This is a genomic window from Pseudomonas sp. NPDC077451 (assembly GCF_044543345.1).
Classification (GTDB): Bacteria; Pseudomonadota; Gammaproteobacteria; order Pseudomonadales; family Pseudomonadaceae; genus Stutzerimonas.
The window spans coordinates 347,515-360,947 of sequence record NZ_JBITVX010000002.1; the positions used below are offsets into that span (position 1 = coordinate 347,515).

A 13,433-nucleotide genomic window follows, 5' to 3' on the forward strand; every position below is an offset into this window, starting at 1 on the left:
CCGCCGGTATGTACGAAGCATTTTTCGGCCTGCGCGAGAAGCCATTCGCGCTGACACCGAACACAGGCTTCATGGTTCAGCTGGCGCCGTATCAGGCCTGCCTCAATCTGCTGCGCGTGGCGCTGGGTGAGGGCGAGGGCTTCATCAAGGTCACCGGGGAAGTGGGCACGGGCAAGACGCTGCTCTGTCGCGCGCTGCTCAACGAACTGGACGCCGCTCACTACCAGGTCGCCTGGTTGCCGAATCCGACGTTGACGCCAATGGCTTTGCGCCAGGCGCTGGCCCACGAACTGCACATTGCCGAGGCGAGCGAGCTGGACAACCACGGCTTGCTCAACGCTCTCCACGCGCGCTTGATCGAGCTGGCCGCGCAGGGTAAGAGCACCGTTCTGCTGATCGACGAAGCCCAGGTGCTGCCGACTGCCACGCTGGAAGCCTTGCGCCTGTTGACCAACCTCGAGACCGAACACAACAAGCTGTTGCAGGTGGTGCTGTTCGGTCAGCCGGAACTGGACGCGACCCTGGCCCGCGAAGACTTTCGTCAGCTGCGTCAGCGCATCACCTTTTCCTACAGCCTGCGCCCGCTGGATGTGAGCGATGCTACGCGCTACCTGCAGGAACGCCTGGCCGTGGCGGGCTATCGGGGCGAGCCGCTGTTCAAGGCTGCGGCGGTACGTTTGTTGGTGCGAGGCAGTGGCGGAATTCCGAGGTTGCTCAACATTCTGGCGAACAAATGCCTGATGGTGGCGTTCGGTGAAGGGGCTCGTCAGGTCTTGGCGCGGCATGTCCATCGGGCGTTGGACGATACCGAAGGTGCGAAGCCGTTCTGGCGAAACACCTCACGTCTTTTCGGCTGGAAGATGACCGCTGGGTGCCTGTCGCTGGCACTGATCGCCGGTGCCTGGCCATGGCTGGCGCAACTCACCGAGGTGCTGCCGTGAGCCTGGTCAACGACATGCTGCGGGATCTTGAGGCGCGCCGCGCCGCGCCGGCCGAGCGTGAGCAGCTGGGTAGCCTTTATGCCGTGGACGAAGCCGCTGCGAAACGGCGTGAGGGCTATGAGCGTTTGCGTCGCGGGTTGCTGATCGTTGCCGCAATCGGGGTGCTGGCCGTTGCGCTGTTCCTGCTCTCCGGGCGCCTGCAACCGGCCGCGCAGCCCATGGCTGCGGCGCCCGTCGCTGTCCCGCCACCGGTCGAAGGAGTTGCGCCGACGCCAGAGGCTGTAGCGCTGACGCGACTGCTGGAGGTGTTGCCACAGAACGATGGGCGGCGTTTCGTCCTGCAGCTGCTACTCGATCGATCCGTCAGCTACCAGCGAATCGATACGAACGGCTCGGTCAGCTTCCGCCTCAGCGATGTGCAGTTCAAGGGCGAGGCCCGCACCGGGCGCATCGAGAAAGAAGGGCAGACGCTGTCTTGGCGCGTCGAGGCGCAGGACGGCAACGTTAATGTGCTGATCATCGGTTTCGGTGATCAGTTGAACGTGGCTGATCGCCTCGAAACGATCGGTGATCGCTCGCAGCTATGGTTGGACGTGTCGTTTGGCAGTGCGGCTGATCCCGACCCGCAGACCGAATCCATGCCGGTTGCCGAGTCGCCGGGTATGGACGAGGCGCAGTTGCCCGACTGGGTGACCCGTGACGTCGAGCCGGCTGAGGCACTCAACGAGCCGGCCCGCGCCAGATCGACACTTGAGCCTAAGGCCGTGCCGCGTGCTGCGGTTGCCGCAGAACCCGTTGTTCCCGCAGGCGCTGGAAATATCACGATCGGTGCGCATCAGCCCGATGCACTGGCGCAGGTCCGCGACTCGCTGAGTCGGGGTGATCACCTATCGGCTATTCGGCAGCTGCAGGCACTGCACCAGGCACAACCGGACAGCGTAGAGATCAGCCGCTGGCTGGCTCGTGCCTACCTCGGCGCCGGCGATACCGCCGCGTTGCTGAAGTGGCTGCCGGCTCAGTTACAGGCCCGCCCGTTCGATGCTGAGCTGCGTGAGCTGCTCGCGCGCGGCCAGTTGCAACTCGGCGATCAAGGCGCCGCCATCGCGACGTTGCAGCAGAACGCGCCGCCTTTGCAGCGCAACACCGCCTATCACGCCTTGCTCGCTGCGCTGTACCAACAGGTCGGCGAGTGGTCTCCAAGCGCTGCGACCTACCGTCAGCTAATCGCTATTCAACCAGGGCAGGGCGCATGGCAGCTCGGCCTGGCCATCGCGCTGGAACAACTCGATCAGCCGGCACAGGCCGGTCGGCATTATCGCCAGGCGCTGCAAGGGCAGGGCCTGGATGAAAGCGCGCGTCAGTTCGCCACTGAACGTGCCGGTTCCCTCGGAGGGACGCAATGACTCAGGACATCCGCCAGCGCAAGATTCGCCTCGGCGACCTCCTGGTCCAGGCCGGGCTGATCAGTGACGCTCAGTTGCAGCTCGCATTGCAGGACCAGAAGCGGACCGGCTCCAAGCTCGGTCGCACGGTACTGGATCTCGGTTTCATCGATGAAGGACGCCTGCTTCGGGCGCTTTCCGAGCAGTTGCAGATCCCCTTCGTCGAGCTCAAACACTACAAGTTCGATAATCAGCTGACCCAGAGCCTGCCCGAGGCAATGGCACGGCGTTTCCGCGTCATCGTGCTGTCGCGCCAGGCTGAGGGGCTGCTGGTCGGCATGACCGATCCGCTCGACCTCTTCGCCCAGGACGAAATGGAGCGTTTGCTGGGCAAACGGGTATTCCCAGCGGTGGTCCGTGAAAGCGAGCTGCTGGGCGCCCTCGATCAGCTCTACCGACGCACCAGCGAAATCGCCTCGCTGGCCGGTGAGCTGGAAGGCGAACTGCAAGACAGCGACTTCGACTTGTCGCGCCTCGGTGCCGAGAGCAACAGCGACGCGCCCGTTGTGCGGCTGTTGCAGACGCTGTTCGAAGATGCCGTGCAGATGAAAGCTTCCGACATTCACATCGAACCCGACGAAGGCGTGGTGCGGATCCGTCAGCGTATCGACGGTGTACTCAACGAGCAGGTGATGAAAGAGCATCGCGTCGCGTCGGCGCTGGTCATGCGTTTGAAGATCATGTCCGGCCTGGACATCTCGGAGAAGCGTTTGCCGCAGGATGGTCGCTTCAACATCCGGGTGAAGGGCCGCAACATTGATGTGCGTGTGTCGACGATGCCGGTGCAGTTCGGCGAATCGGTGGTGATGCGCCTGCTCGACCAGAGCGGGGCGATGTTTCAGCTCGACGGCACCGGCATGCCGCCGGCGATGCTCGAGCGCTTCCGTCGTCTGCTGCAACGTCCCCACGGCATGGTGCTGGTCACTGGGCCGACCGGCTCGGGTAAAACCACCACGCTCTATGCAGGGCTTTCCGAGCTGAACAGCCCCGAGAAGAAGATCATCACCGTGGAAGATCCGGTGGAATACCGCCTGCCGCGGGTCAATCAGGTTCAGGTCAATGCCAAGATCGAGCTGACCTTCGCGCGCGTGCTGCGAGCCGCGCTGCGTCAGGACCCGGACATCGTACTGGTCGGCGAGATCCGCGATCAGGAGACCGCCGAGATCGGCCTGCGCGCCGCGCTGACCGGTCACCTGGTGCTGTCGACGTTGCACACCAACGATGCGCTGACATCGGCCATGCGCCTGATCGACATGGGCGTGGAGCCTTTCCTCGTCGCCACGGCGCTGAACGCGGTGCTGGCCCAGCGCCTCATCCGTCGCGTCTGTGAAAACTGCCAGGAAGAACACCAGCCGGATCCGCGTCAGCTGGTCTGGCTGGAAACGCTGCACGGCGGGTCGCTGGCCGACAAGCGTTTCCGTCGCGGCAGCGGCTGCCACCAGTGCCACAACAGTGGTTACAGCGGCCGGATCGGTGTCTATGAGTTGCTCGAACTCGACGAACCGATGATCGCCGCGCTGCGTCGTGGTGATCCGCAAGGCTTCGCCGAAGCCGCGCGCAAGCAACCGCATTACCGGCCGCTGGCCGAATGTGCATTGGATTACGCCATTGCTGGCATCACCAGCGTGGATGAAGTGCTCAAGGTGTGCGCCACCCTGGCGGATGACGAGGTGACGGTGTGAACGCCCAGGCTGCGCCACGCCGCGCCGCTCCGGTAGGAGCCAGCTTGCTGGCGATCCGCAGCTGCTCGGACACCAGCGCCCATACCAATCCCGCCGAATGGGTTAGCGACCAACGCCCCAGTGGCGGGTCGCGTTCTCCCGGTGCCCCCAATCGCCGCGAGGGCGCGCCTCCTACAGGGTTCGATGTGCACCGGCTGCTCGGGTGGGAGGCCCGACCTCGGGGCGATGCTTTTGGCGTCGCAGGGCGGTTGGAACCCGCGCGGCCATTGTTCATGTGCAGAATCGCGCCGGCTGGTGGCGACAGGGGGGGGCGTGCCGATGCCTAGCTTCCGCTACACCGGCCGCAACGCGCAGGGCGTCAAGATCAGCGGCGCGCTCGAGGGTGCCAGCGCCGACTCCGTGGCGGGCGAGTTGTTGTCACGACAGATCACTCCGCTGACCATCGAAGCCCGCGAGAGCCAGGCCGGCAACGGTGATGCGTTGGCGGTGCTGCGCGAAAAGCTCCGGCGCAAACGCGTCGATCTCGATGAGCTGATCATCTTCAGCCGCCAGATGTACAGCCTGAGCAAGGCCGGTGTGCCGATCATCCGCGCTATCGGCGGTCTGGCAGAGTCGAACCGAAACCTGTTCTTCCGGCAGATCCTGCAGGACGTGCGTGCCAGTCTGGAGAGCGGTCAATCCATGGCCGTCGCGCTGAACGCCCACCCCAAAGTGTTCAACAACCTGTTCGTCAGTATGGTCAGCGTTGGCGAGAACACCGGCCAGCTCGACCAGGCGTTTAAGCAGCTGTCTGCCTATCTCGAGCTGGAGCGTGAAACCCGCAAGCGCATCAAGCAGGCGACCCGTTATCCCATCTTCGTCATGGTCGCCATGGGCGTCGCGCTCGCGGTGATCAACCTGCTGGTGATCCCGGCTTTCGCTAAGGTGTTCGCCCAGTTCCACGCCCAGCTGCCCTGGGCCACCCGCGTACTGATCGGCACCTCCAACTTCATGCGCGACTACTGGTGGCTGTTGCTGCTGGGCATCGTTGGCGGGCTTTACGCCTTCTTCAAATGGATCGAGACCGATGCCGGACGACTCCAATGGGACCGCATCAAACTGCGCCTGCCCATTGTCGGCGGCATCTTCGAACGCATCGCTCTGGCGCGTTTCACCCGAACCTTCGCGATGATGTACCGCGCCGGCGTGCCGTTGCTGCAGACCCTTTCGATCAACAGCGCCAGCGTTGGAAATCAGCATATCGGCCAGGCGATTCTCGGCATCCGCGAAAGCGTCGAACGCGGCGAAGCGCTGACTCGCTCGGCCCACAACTCTGGCCTGTTCACCCCACTGGTCCTGCAGATGATGGCCGTCGGCGAAGAAACCGGCGCGCTGGACGACCTTTTTATCGAAGTGGCTGATTTTTACGAACAGGAAGTCGATTACGACCTTAAGCAACTGGCCGACGCCATTGAGCCAATCCTCATCGTCTGCATGGGCGTGATGGTGCTGGTGCTGGCGCTGGGTGTGTTTTTGCCGATGTGGGAACTGGGTAGCGCGGCGCAGGGGAGAGGGTGATGAGCTTCGAACAACTTGATTACAGACGTGATCCGACAGGCACGGCGGTTGCAGAGTGCTTAATCACAGGTAACCAGATGACAGAAAACCGACAGCGGGCAAGCGAAATGCGGCGAAACAAGGGCTTTACGATGATCGAGCTGGTTATTGTGATCGCCATTCTCGGGATCCTCGCTGCTGTGGCCTTGCCACACTTCATCGACTCGGCCAAGGACGCCCATCGCGCCAGCGTGCGCAGCGCAGGCGGTGCGCTGACGTCTGCCGTCTCGCTGTTGCGCGGCCAATACGAACTCAACCGCAACGGCGGCAGCAATGCCTGCCTGGCCGATAACTGCCAGATCAACGTGCAGGGCTACGGCAACGGCGCGATGGACGTGAACGTCAACGGCTGGCCCGTGGGCACCGAACGCAGCGGCACTCCGCTCGCCAACACCAGTATGTCTGCCGATGAATGCCGCAACCTCTGGAGCAACCTGCTGCAAGCCTCCTCCCAGAGTCTGACCGGCACCAATCCGGCATTCACAGCCACGGCCAATAGCACTCGCTGCCTATACACCTACAACCTCGATGGCGGTGACGACGTCATCGAATACAACGCCAATACCGGCGAAGTTTTCGTCAACTTCAACTGAGTCAACAAGGAGCGACAACTATGAAAAAGCAACAGAGCGGTTTCACCATGATTGAGTTGATTATGGTTATTGTGATTTTGGGGATTTTGGCTGCGTTTGCGTTGCCGAGATTTGCGGATTTTGGGTCGGATGCGCGCGCGGCATCGATTAATGGAGCACTAGGGGCTGCGAAGTCGGCCAGCGCAATCGTGCACTCAGCAATTCTGGTTGATCCTAGCGAAGTCACAAATAACGCTATTCTTATAGAAAATAAAAGTGTGGACGTTTCGAACGGATACCCGACATTGGGTGGGTTGCTTGTTGCTGCAGGATTGGAGCAGGACTTTGAAATTGTAAATACTAATAGTGTGGTCCAAAAGGGCCTTCCTGCTGAGTTGAGAGGGACCTGTGGATTTAGCTATACGGCTGCTGTAGCAGCGGATGCTACTGCTGACCCGGTAGTTGTAGCTGCGCCTCCGGTGTTTGCTGCTTTGGGCGGGGGAAGTCTACCTGTTACTTCTGCTAATTGCGGCGGCTAATTACTGTAGCCACGCAGGGCAAGTACACTCGCCAATGCCTGAAATTCGTGCGGCCTATGTCTGACGGGTTTCACCCGTCCTACGGCTGCAGTGCAACCCGGCTTCTGGCCGGGTTGCCACGAATTTCTGGGAGCTGGTCAATTCCCGCCCCAACCCGCTTGAATAAAAGGGCTGGCCAATGGTTGAACAACGCGGTTTTACGATCGTCGAGTTGATCATGGTGGTCGTGATTCTCGGCATTATTTCCGCCGTGGCCATCCCGCGCTTTTTCGATCGCAAGACTTTCGATGAGCGCTTTTATTTCGAAGAAGTTCTTTCGTCAGTTCGCTATGCGCAGAAATTGGCAGTGGCGAGTGGCTGCCCGGTCCGATTTGTACTTGATGGCAACGGTTATGCGCTGAGTTATCGTGGGAGTGGTTGTACCTCCACGATGGGTGAGGATTACTCCAAGCTGATTCCGTCGGGCATAACGCTCAACAAGGGCCTCGATATCACCTTCAATTCCCTAGGCTGTGTCGTGGCAAATATCGAAGAGCTCTCGGTATGTGCAACAACTGGAACGGATACGGCAAATGTCGGTGGCCATGTCTTCACCGTCCACGCCGCCACCGGCTTTGTCGAGGCGGGCCGATGACTCGGCTTCTAATCCTGGGTTGGGCTGCGTCTGCGAATCCCAAAGAGAGGGACAATGGTCACCGCACTGGCACATCCACTATGGGCTCCGACGCTACGCCCCTCAACCGCAACCTGCCGTGCGCAAACGTAGGGTGGATGACGCTTCACCCATCCACCTATGTCCTCCAACCCCGTCTTCATTGTCAGAACCAACGGTGGAAAACGCTTCGCGGTTTCACACCCTACGGCCGCGCCACGGGGCCGAGGTGTCTCCCATGACCCGACCTCAACGCGGCATGACCTTGGTCGAGTTGGTCATCACCATCGTTATCATCGGCATCGCCGCCGCCGCGCTGTTTTCAGCCATGGCCAATATCACCGGCCGCTCTGCCGATCCGATGTTGCGGCAGCAGAGTTTGTATATTGCGGAGGCGTATATGGAGGAGATTCTGCAACAATCGTATTCTCAAATTACGCCGAGCGATTGTAACGAGCGAGCCTGCTTTCAGGATGTCAGGAAGTATCACGAGCTGGCCACCAGTAAACCCTATGACATTAATGGTGCTGAAATTGGTTTAGATGGCTATGCGGTGCGAGTTGAAGCCAAAGAGATAAAGAATGGGCTCAATGGTATTGATGCCATACAAGTAACCGTGACCGTTACACATCCATCAAGTAAGGAACTGCAGTTAGTTGGTTGGCGCACCTGCTATGGGGAAGACTCATGCCCATAATGTCCCCTGCAATGCACTTAGCAACTGGGTTGCTCACGACCAGTCTTCACCACAGCGCGACGAATCGCCAGCAAGCAGAATCCGGCAAACACGCCGGTCGGGGATTCACTTTGGTCGAACTAATCATGGTCATCGCCCTGGCTGGAATCGTCGCGGTAATGATCTCCACCGTCATGACACGCCCCCTGCAAGGCTTCGCTGACCAAAGCCGCCGCGCTGAGCTCACCGATCTCGCTGCAACTGCGCTCAACCGCATGGCGCGGGATATCCGGTTGGCGGTGCCGAATTCGCTGGCCGTCTCCAAAGATGAAATTCGAAGCGTGCCCATTGCAACAGCGGGCCGCTATCGCGCCAATCAACCGGACCCCAACGGGCCTCGTCAGGACCCGCCGATCTGTGCTCCGTTGGCCGGTCCATGCACCATCGAGATCCTCTCCCCGATGGAGCCGCAGAAGGACCCTGGCAAGCATTGGCTGATTATTTACAACACCGGTTCGCTCATTGGGCTTCCCGAGCCTGTCGACGGGACGATCTCGCCAATATCGCCGAAGGTATTCAGCTGGACAGGGGGCGTGCTTAGTGCGGACTTGTCGAACTTCCGATTCGCGTTTGCTTCACCTCAACACCGCTTTTATCTGGCCAACAAGGTCGTCGGTTATCGATGCGCGGCGGGAGTTCTTGTGCGAGCGGAATTTCCCGATCTTGCTGCAGCGGATTACTCCAAGGCTTCTATGGTCGTGAATCACGTGGACTGTGGCAAAAGCAGCTTTACCTACGAACCCGGAACTAATACCCGTAACGGCCTTGTTACGCTCAAGCTGGTGCTCACCAATGAAGGCGGAACCGTCACCCTGCTGCAACAGGTTCACGTCGACAATGCGCCCTGATCTTTCCTTGCTGCGCAGCCGTCAAGGCGGCTTCGGTCTGGTCGCCGCAATGTTCGTGATCGTCGTCGTTGCCGGTGCGGTTGTCGCGATGTCGCGCATGTCCGAAATCCAGAGCTCCACCAGCAGCATGGCTATTCAACAAGTGCGTGCGTATCAGGCCGCGCGGGCGGGATTGGAGTGGGGCATCGCCCGTGTCCTTGCAAAACAGTCGCCCGAGGCGAGCTTTAGCCTCGATGGATTCGATGTGAAGGTTGAGGAACCAAAACCACTAACCGATGCAGGGCTTATCCAGGAAGAAGACAACAACGTCAGATTTCGTCAGATTTCTGCAACTGCGCAGTACGCGACGGAAGGAAGCCCGGATTATGTTTATCGCAAACTGGCTGCCGTCGTGGAGGTGCCATGAGTCTTATCCATAGGGCAGGGCGCCTTCAACTGCCGGGGCTGCTACTTACGAAAGGCCTAGATATGGCCGCGTTTGGCATCAGCACATTTCTACTAGTTGCCTGCGCACTGTTATTTAGCGCTACGGTTGAGGCGGCGACATATAACCTGAGCGCTGGACAATACCCTCCGTGTTCAAGTAAGAGCTGGACGGCAAATGGTAATACCTACGTCTGCAACTACGGGAAAGTTACGCTAAATGCCGGTGATGCCGTTGTGGCTAATGCATCTAGCACGCTTTGGGCCGAAAACGGGTTTTTAATCGATGCCAGTGTTGTCGGTTCTTCTGCACATAACATAATGTTACGTTCGTCTTATGGGGTTATTATAACATCGGGAGGAAGTAGCGCTGGTACCGTTATCTTCGGCTCTGTCGTGGGAGCAAGCGTGACGTTGGGAGGCACCACCGTGAAAGGTAGTGTGACCGGCTCCGGTGGAGCGGTTATGGTGAATAGCGAGATCGAGGGGAATGTCGGGTTCAATAATGAAATTACCCTGACCAATACGATCGTCGCTGGGTTTGTGGAAAGTGCGAATCGTGAGATAACTCTGAGCGGCGGTAGTGTCGGCGGTGGAGTCAACAGTTCCGGTGGGGCAGGGGTGTTTATAGATGGCACTACGGTACAGGGAGATATCTCTTCAGCGAATATAATATCTATTGAAGATTCTAAGGTTACGGGTAATGTAGGGAGTAGTTGTTGCAAGGTGACTGTAACCTCATCGTCAGTCCAAGGTGATATTTTCACCCAGGGAAATCCGATAGAGCTCAATGGTACCGATGTGGTAGGTACGGTCAGCAATACAAACAAGATATATTTAAATAGTTCATTTGTATATGGCGATGTGCTAGCGGCAACAGGCTGGGGAAGCCAGGTGACCATTCAGGGCATAGGCAATAGTCGGATATACGGTCAATGCGCTTACAGTGGTGTCTCTCCAACTTATCTATGCAGTGACTCTAAAGATATTAATGAGCTACTGCCTCTATATCTGCGCTTCGATGAGGCAACATGGCGGAACGCAACCGTGCGCAACAGTGGCACGCTTGATATGGTTGGTTCCGCTAGCGGTGCTGCAGAGACAGCCGGAGCGACCCCCGCTTTGGCCAGCCCTTGGGGGACTTGCCGTTACGGAAAATTTTCCGGAACTGGCCTTGTCAGCGTGCCGCACAGCGCAGCATTGAGCTTCTCTAATGAACTTAGTGCTAGTTTCTGGTTAAACGTAAGCGAGTTGCCGACAAGTGGCTCGGTTGCACTGCTCGATAAGGGCGATAACTATAGGCTCGAGCTGGACTCGTCAGGACGCTTAGTTTTGAGAGTTAACACCCGCAGCAGAGAGTTGGTCATATCTACGGTGGTTGGTGAAGGGTGGAACCATGTTGGTTTTAATCTAGAGTATCGATCTTTTATATTTATTCTGCCCACGATTAACGCAAATATTTATATCAATGGTAAATTGAAGGTTAGTGGTTCGGATACAGCTATTGTTGGGCTGGGCCCTGTCATCAATAATAGATACCTTAATATCGGCGGTGTCGGCAGCAATGGCCTACGAGGTTTTATTGATGAAGTGCGCCTTGGCGACGTGTTATGGGGAGCTACAGAGTTTGGCCGGCAAGCCAGAGCGCGGCATTGGTGTGGCAGCTCTTCAGCAATTGATCATTTCGAGTTCGTCACCGGCGAGGGCGCGCATACCTGCAGTCCGCAAACGGTTACGCTCAAGGCGTGTACCAATGCTGCTCCGGCTGCATGCCAGCCCTATCCAGGTACCGTATCGGTGACTTTGGCGGGCAACGGCTGGGTCGGGGGTAGTAATCAGTCTCTGGTCAATGGCACTGGTAGCTTCAAATTACAGGGACTAGCGCTTCAGATGCCACTCGGGCTCTCCGCCTCGAATCCCCCATCGGCTAAACAGACGCTTTGCCAGGTTGGTAAAGCCCCTTTGTCATCCGAATGCAATGTGACCTTTTCGCAGAGCGGCTTTATTTTCGAGGTGCCGGACATGCTGGCTGATCAGGAAAAGACGGTCCACATGCGTGCGGTCGTTAACCTTGGTGATGCAAAAAGCCCGCACTGCGAACCGGCGTTTACCGATAGCTCGGTCCCGCGCGAGGTACGTTTCTGGAGCAGCTTCGTTACTCCGTCTGAAAGCGATCTAACGGACAGCTCACAACGGGTTATTGTGAACAAAGCAGCGGTTGGGCAGACCTTTGAAGAGGCTACGTCGCTCGCGCTTCGTTTCGACAAGGAGGGATTCACTTCGCTCGCGGTGAAATATTCCGAAGCCGGTCGGATGCTGCTCAATGCGTACTATCCGGGCGGCATCGGAGAGAAAGACAGCGGGGCGATGAGCGGCAGCGATAGCTTCGTCTTCGCGCCGGCGGGATTCTGTGTCCAGCCCTCCGAGACCTGTTCCAATAAAGACAGCCACTGCGACGTTTTTCGGAAAGTCGGGCAGGTATTTTCGACGACAATCACACCGGTAGGCTGGCCGGCCGAAGGTGACCTTTGCTCGGCGAAAGCGACCGTTAATTATCGGCAGGGTCAGATAAAGGTTAGTCCCGTCGTGCAAGCACCCTCTCGAGCCATAGGCGGAAAGGACGGGAAACTGCTCCTGCCGGTCGACAGTCACTATGACCACTTTCCTCCGGGATCGCCAGCGGGCTGGGATGGAACCATAACTCAGGATATCGCGCTATCGGAAGTCGGCGTGTTTCGTTTGCGTGTCGAGCCGCCTCCCTACTTAGGCGTGGCGGTGCCAGTCAGCGAGTCGGCTCCGATCGGCCGGTTCATCCCGCATCACCTGAAGGCCAGCATTGAAGGCGTGCTGAGCCCAGGTTGCGGAGTGTTCAGCTATCAGGATCAGCCAGTCGGGTTCTCTACTCCTCCGACGCTGACGATCACCGGTTACGGCGTCTCGGAAGGAACTGAATACCCCACCGATAACTACGATTTCGATGGTTTCTGGGGATTCAGTCCCGGTCCTTCGCCGAGTTGGCTGGAGGCTGACCGAGAAGTGAATCTTGCCGCAAAACTGAAGTACGGAAACGGCGATCCCGATGAGCTGGAATGGCAAGAGATTGAATCCCTCTCGCCCCGCGAGAGTGGGAAGAACAATGGGGACGGGCAGCGGACCTATATCTGGGATGCGGATTGGCTGCGCTACCTGCGAGCTGCGCAACCAGGCGCCGACGACCATCCATTCCAGCTCCGCTTGCGCTTTGCTGCCGAAGCGCTGACAGACAGGGACGGTGTTTGTCATGGCAGCGCTTGCGAATCTTTCGGGGCGATTTTGGGGCAAAGCGAGTTTCGCCTTGGCCGGCTACGGATCGGCAACGGCCACGGCTCCGAGCTGCAGGACCTGAGCCTACCTTGGGTCATCGAGACCTGGCAGGCATCGAGCATCTTTCGCCCTGAGGCCGGCGATACCTGCAGTGCGACGGTTTGGGGGAACGCACAGGCAACCGAACAGGTGGGCAATCTGGCGGGCAAGGATCTACGGATCGACGGCGGAAAGATCGGGTACGAAGGTAGCCTGATCATCACCAAGCCGGATGCCACCGGTGAAGCCCGGATTGGGTTTCAACAGGTGCCCGAATGGCTCTGGTATGACTGGCAGGACGTAGGGCGGGAGGCGAGCCAGGGGCTGGCCAGTTTTGGGATCTACCATGGCCCGAAGCCGTTGATCTTCCGCCGCGAGATTTACCGGGGAATGTGAATAACCGAATACAAAAAGGCCGCTCACTGAGCGGCCTTTTCGTCTGGGTATAAAAGAGGGGAATCCCTGGCCTGCCTTTACCAGGGTCCCCAAAAACTGGTTACCTGGGTTATTGCAGGGCGCGTGCCAATTCTGGCAGCTATGGCTGCGGTCGCGTCTGGTAGCTGTCAAGACGCAGCCCTAAGTTATCGGTGCGTGGCCTGAGCAGCAGTGGCTATGCGGGTTTCAGCGGCTTTTGATGGTGCTGATTACAGACGGCCCGAG

General features: G+C 58.8%; 11 protein-coding genes. All 11 read left to right on the top strand.

The features are described from left to right. Positions 1-8: 8 nt before the first annotated feature. On the top strand, positions 9-941 hold the full coding sequence (locus tag ACIGHL_RS05385) for an ExeA family protein (protein WP_128119329.1): 933 nt from the start codon (positions 9-11) through the stop codon (positions 939-941). After that, positions 938-2,344, top strand: coding sequence for a tetratricopeptide repeat protein (locus tag ACIGHL_RS05390; RefSeq protein ID WP_128119328.1), 1,407 nt, complete (start codon positions 938-940; stop codon positions 2,342-2,344). Before ACIGHL_RS05385 ends, ACIGHL_RS05390 begins: the two co-directional genes overlap by 4 nt. Beyond that, on the top strand, positions 2,341-4,065 hold the full coding sequence (locus ACIGHL_RS05395) for a GspE/PulE family protein (protein ID WP_128119327.1): 1,725 nt from the start codon (positions 2,341-2,343) through the stop codon (positions 4,063-4,065). The genes ACIGHL_RS05390 and ACIGHL_RS05395 overlap by 4 nt, the downstream gene beginning before the upstream one ends. Positions 4,066-4,383: 318 nt before the next feature. After that, entirely contained in the window at positions 4,384-5,622 is a 1,239-nt protein-coding gene (locus ACIGHL_RS05400) for a type II secretion system F family protein (RefSeq protein ID WP_128119326.1), read from the top strand. A 77-nt stretch (positions 5,623-5,699) separates the two neighbouring features. Continuing rightward, a complete protein-coding gene (locus ACIGHL_RS05405) occupies positions 5,700-6,254 on the top strand; it encodes a type IV pilin protein (protein ID WP_274540952.1) in 555 nt (184 codons plus the stop codon). A 20-nt stretch (positions 6,255-6,274) separates the two neighbouring features. After that, a complete protein-coding gene (locus tag ACIGHL_RS05410) occupies positions 6,275-6,772 on the top strand; it encodes a pilin (RefSeq protein WP_128119325.1) in 498 nt (165 codons plus the stop codon). Positions 6,773-6,950: 178 nt separating this feature from the next. Then, positions 6,951-7,406 (top strand): pilus assembly FimT family protein, encoded by a 456-nt coding sequence (locus tag ACIGHL_RS05415; protein WP_128119324.1) that lies wholly within the window; start codon positions 6,951-6,953, stop codon positions 7,404-7,406. A 256-nt stretch (positions 7,407-7,662) separates the two neighbouring features. Then, a complete protein-coding gene (locus tag ACIGHL_RS05420) occupies positions 7,663-8,121 on the top strand; it encodes a prepilin-type N-terminal cleavage/methylation domain-containing protein (protein ID WP_241509013.1) in 459 nt (152 codons plus the stop codon). Between the two features lie 11 nt (positions 8,122-8,132). Then, positions 8,133-9,008, top strand: coding sequence for a PilW family protein (locus tag ACIGHL_RS05425; protein WP_128119562.1), 876 nt, complete (start codon positions 8,133-8,135; stop codon positions 9,006-9,008). After that, entirely contained in the window at positions 8,998-9,414 is a 417-nt protein-coding gene (locus ACIGHL_RS05430; protein ID WP_128119323.1) for a pilus assembly protein MshP, read from the top strand. The genes ACIGHL_RS05425 and ACIGHL_RS05430 overlap by 11 nt, the downstream gene beginning before the upstream one ends. Positions 9,415-9,860: 446 nt before the next feature. Continuing rightward, positions 9,861-13,169, top strand: a complete 3,309-nt coding sequence (locus ACIGHL_RS05435) for a DUF6701 domain-containing protein (protein WP_446697511.1) — start codon at positions 9,861-9,863, stop codon at positions 13,167-13,169. Positions 13,170-13,433: the final 264 nt, after the last annotated feature.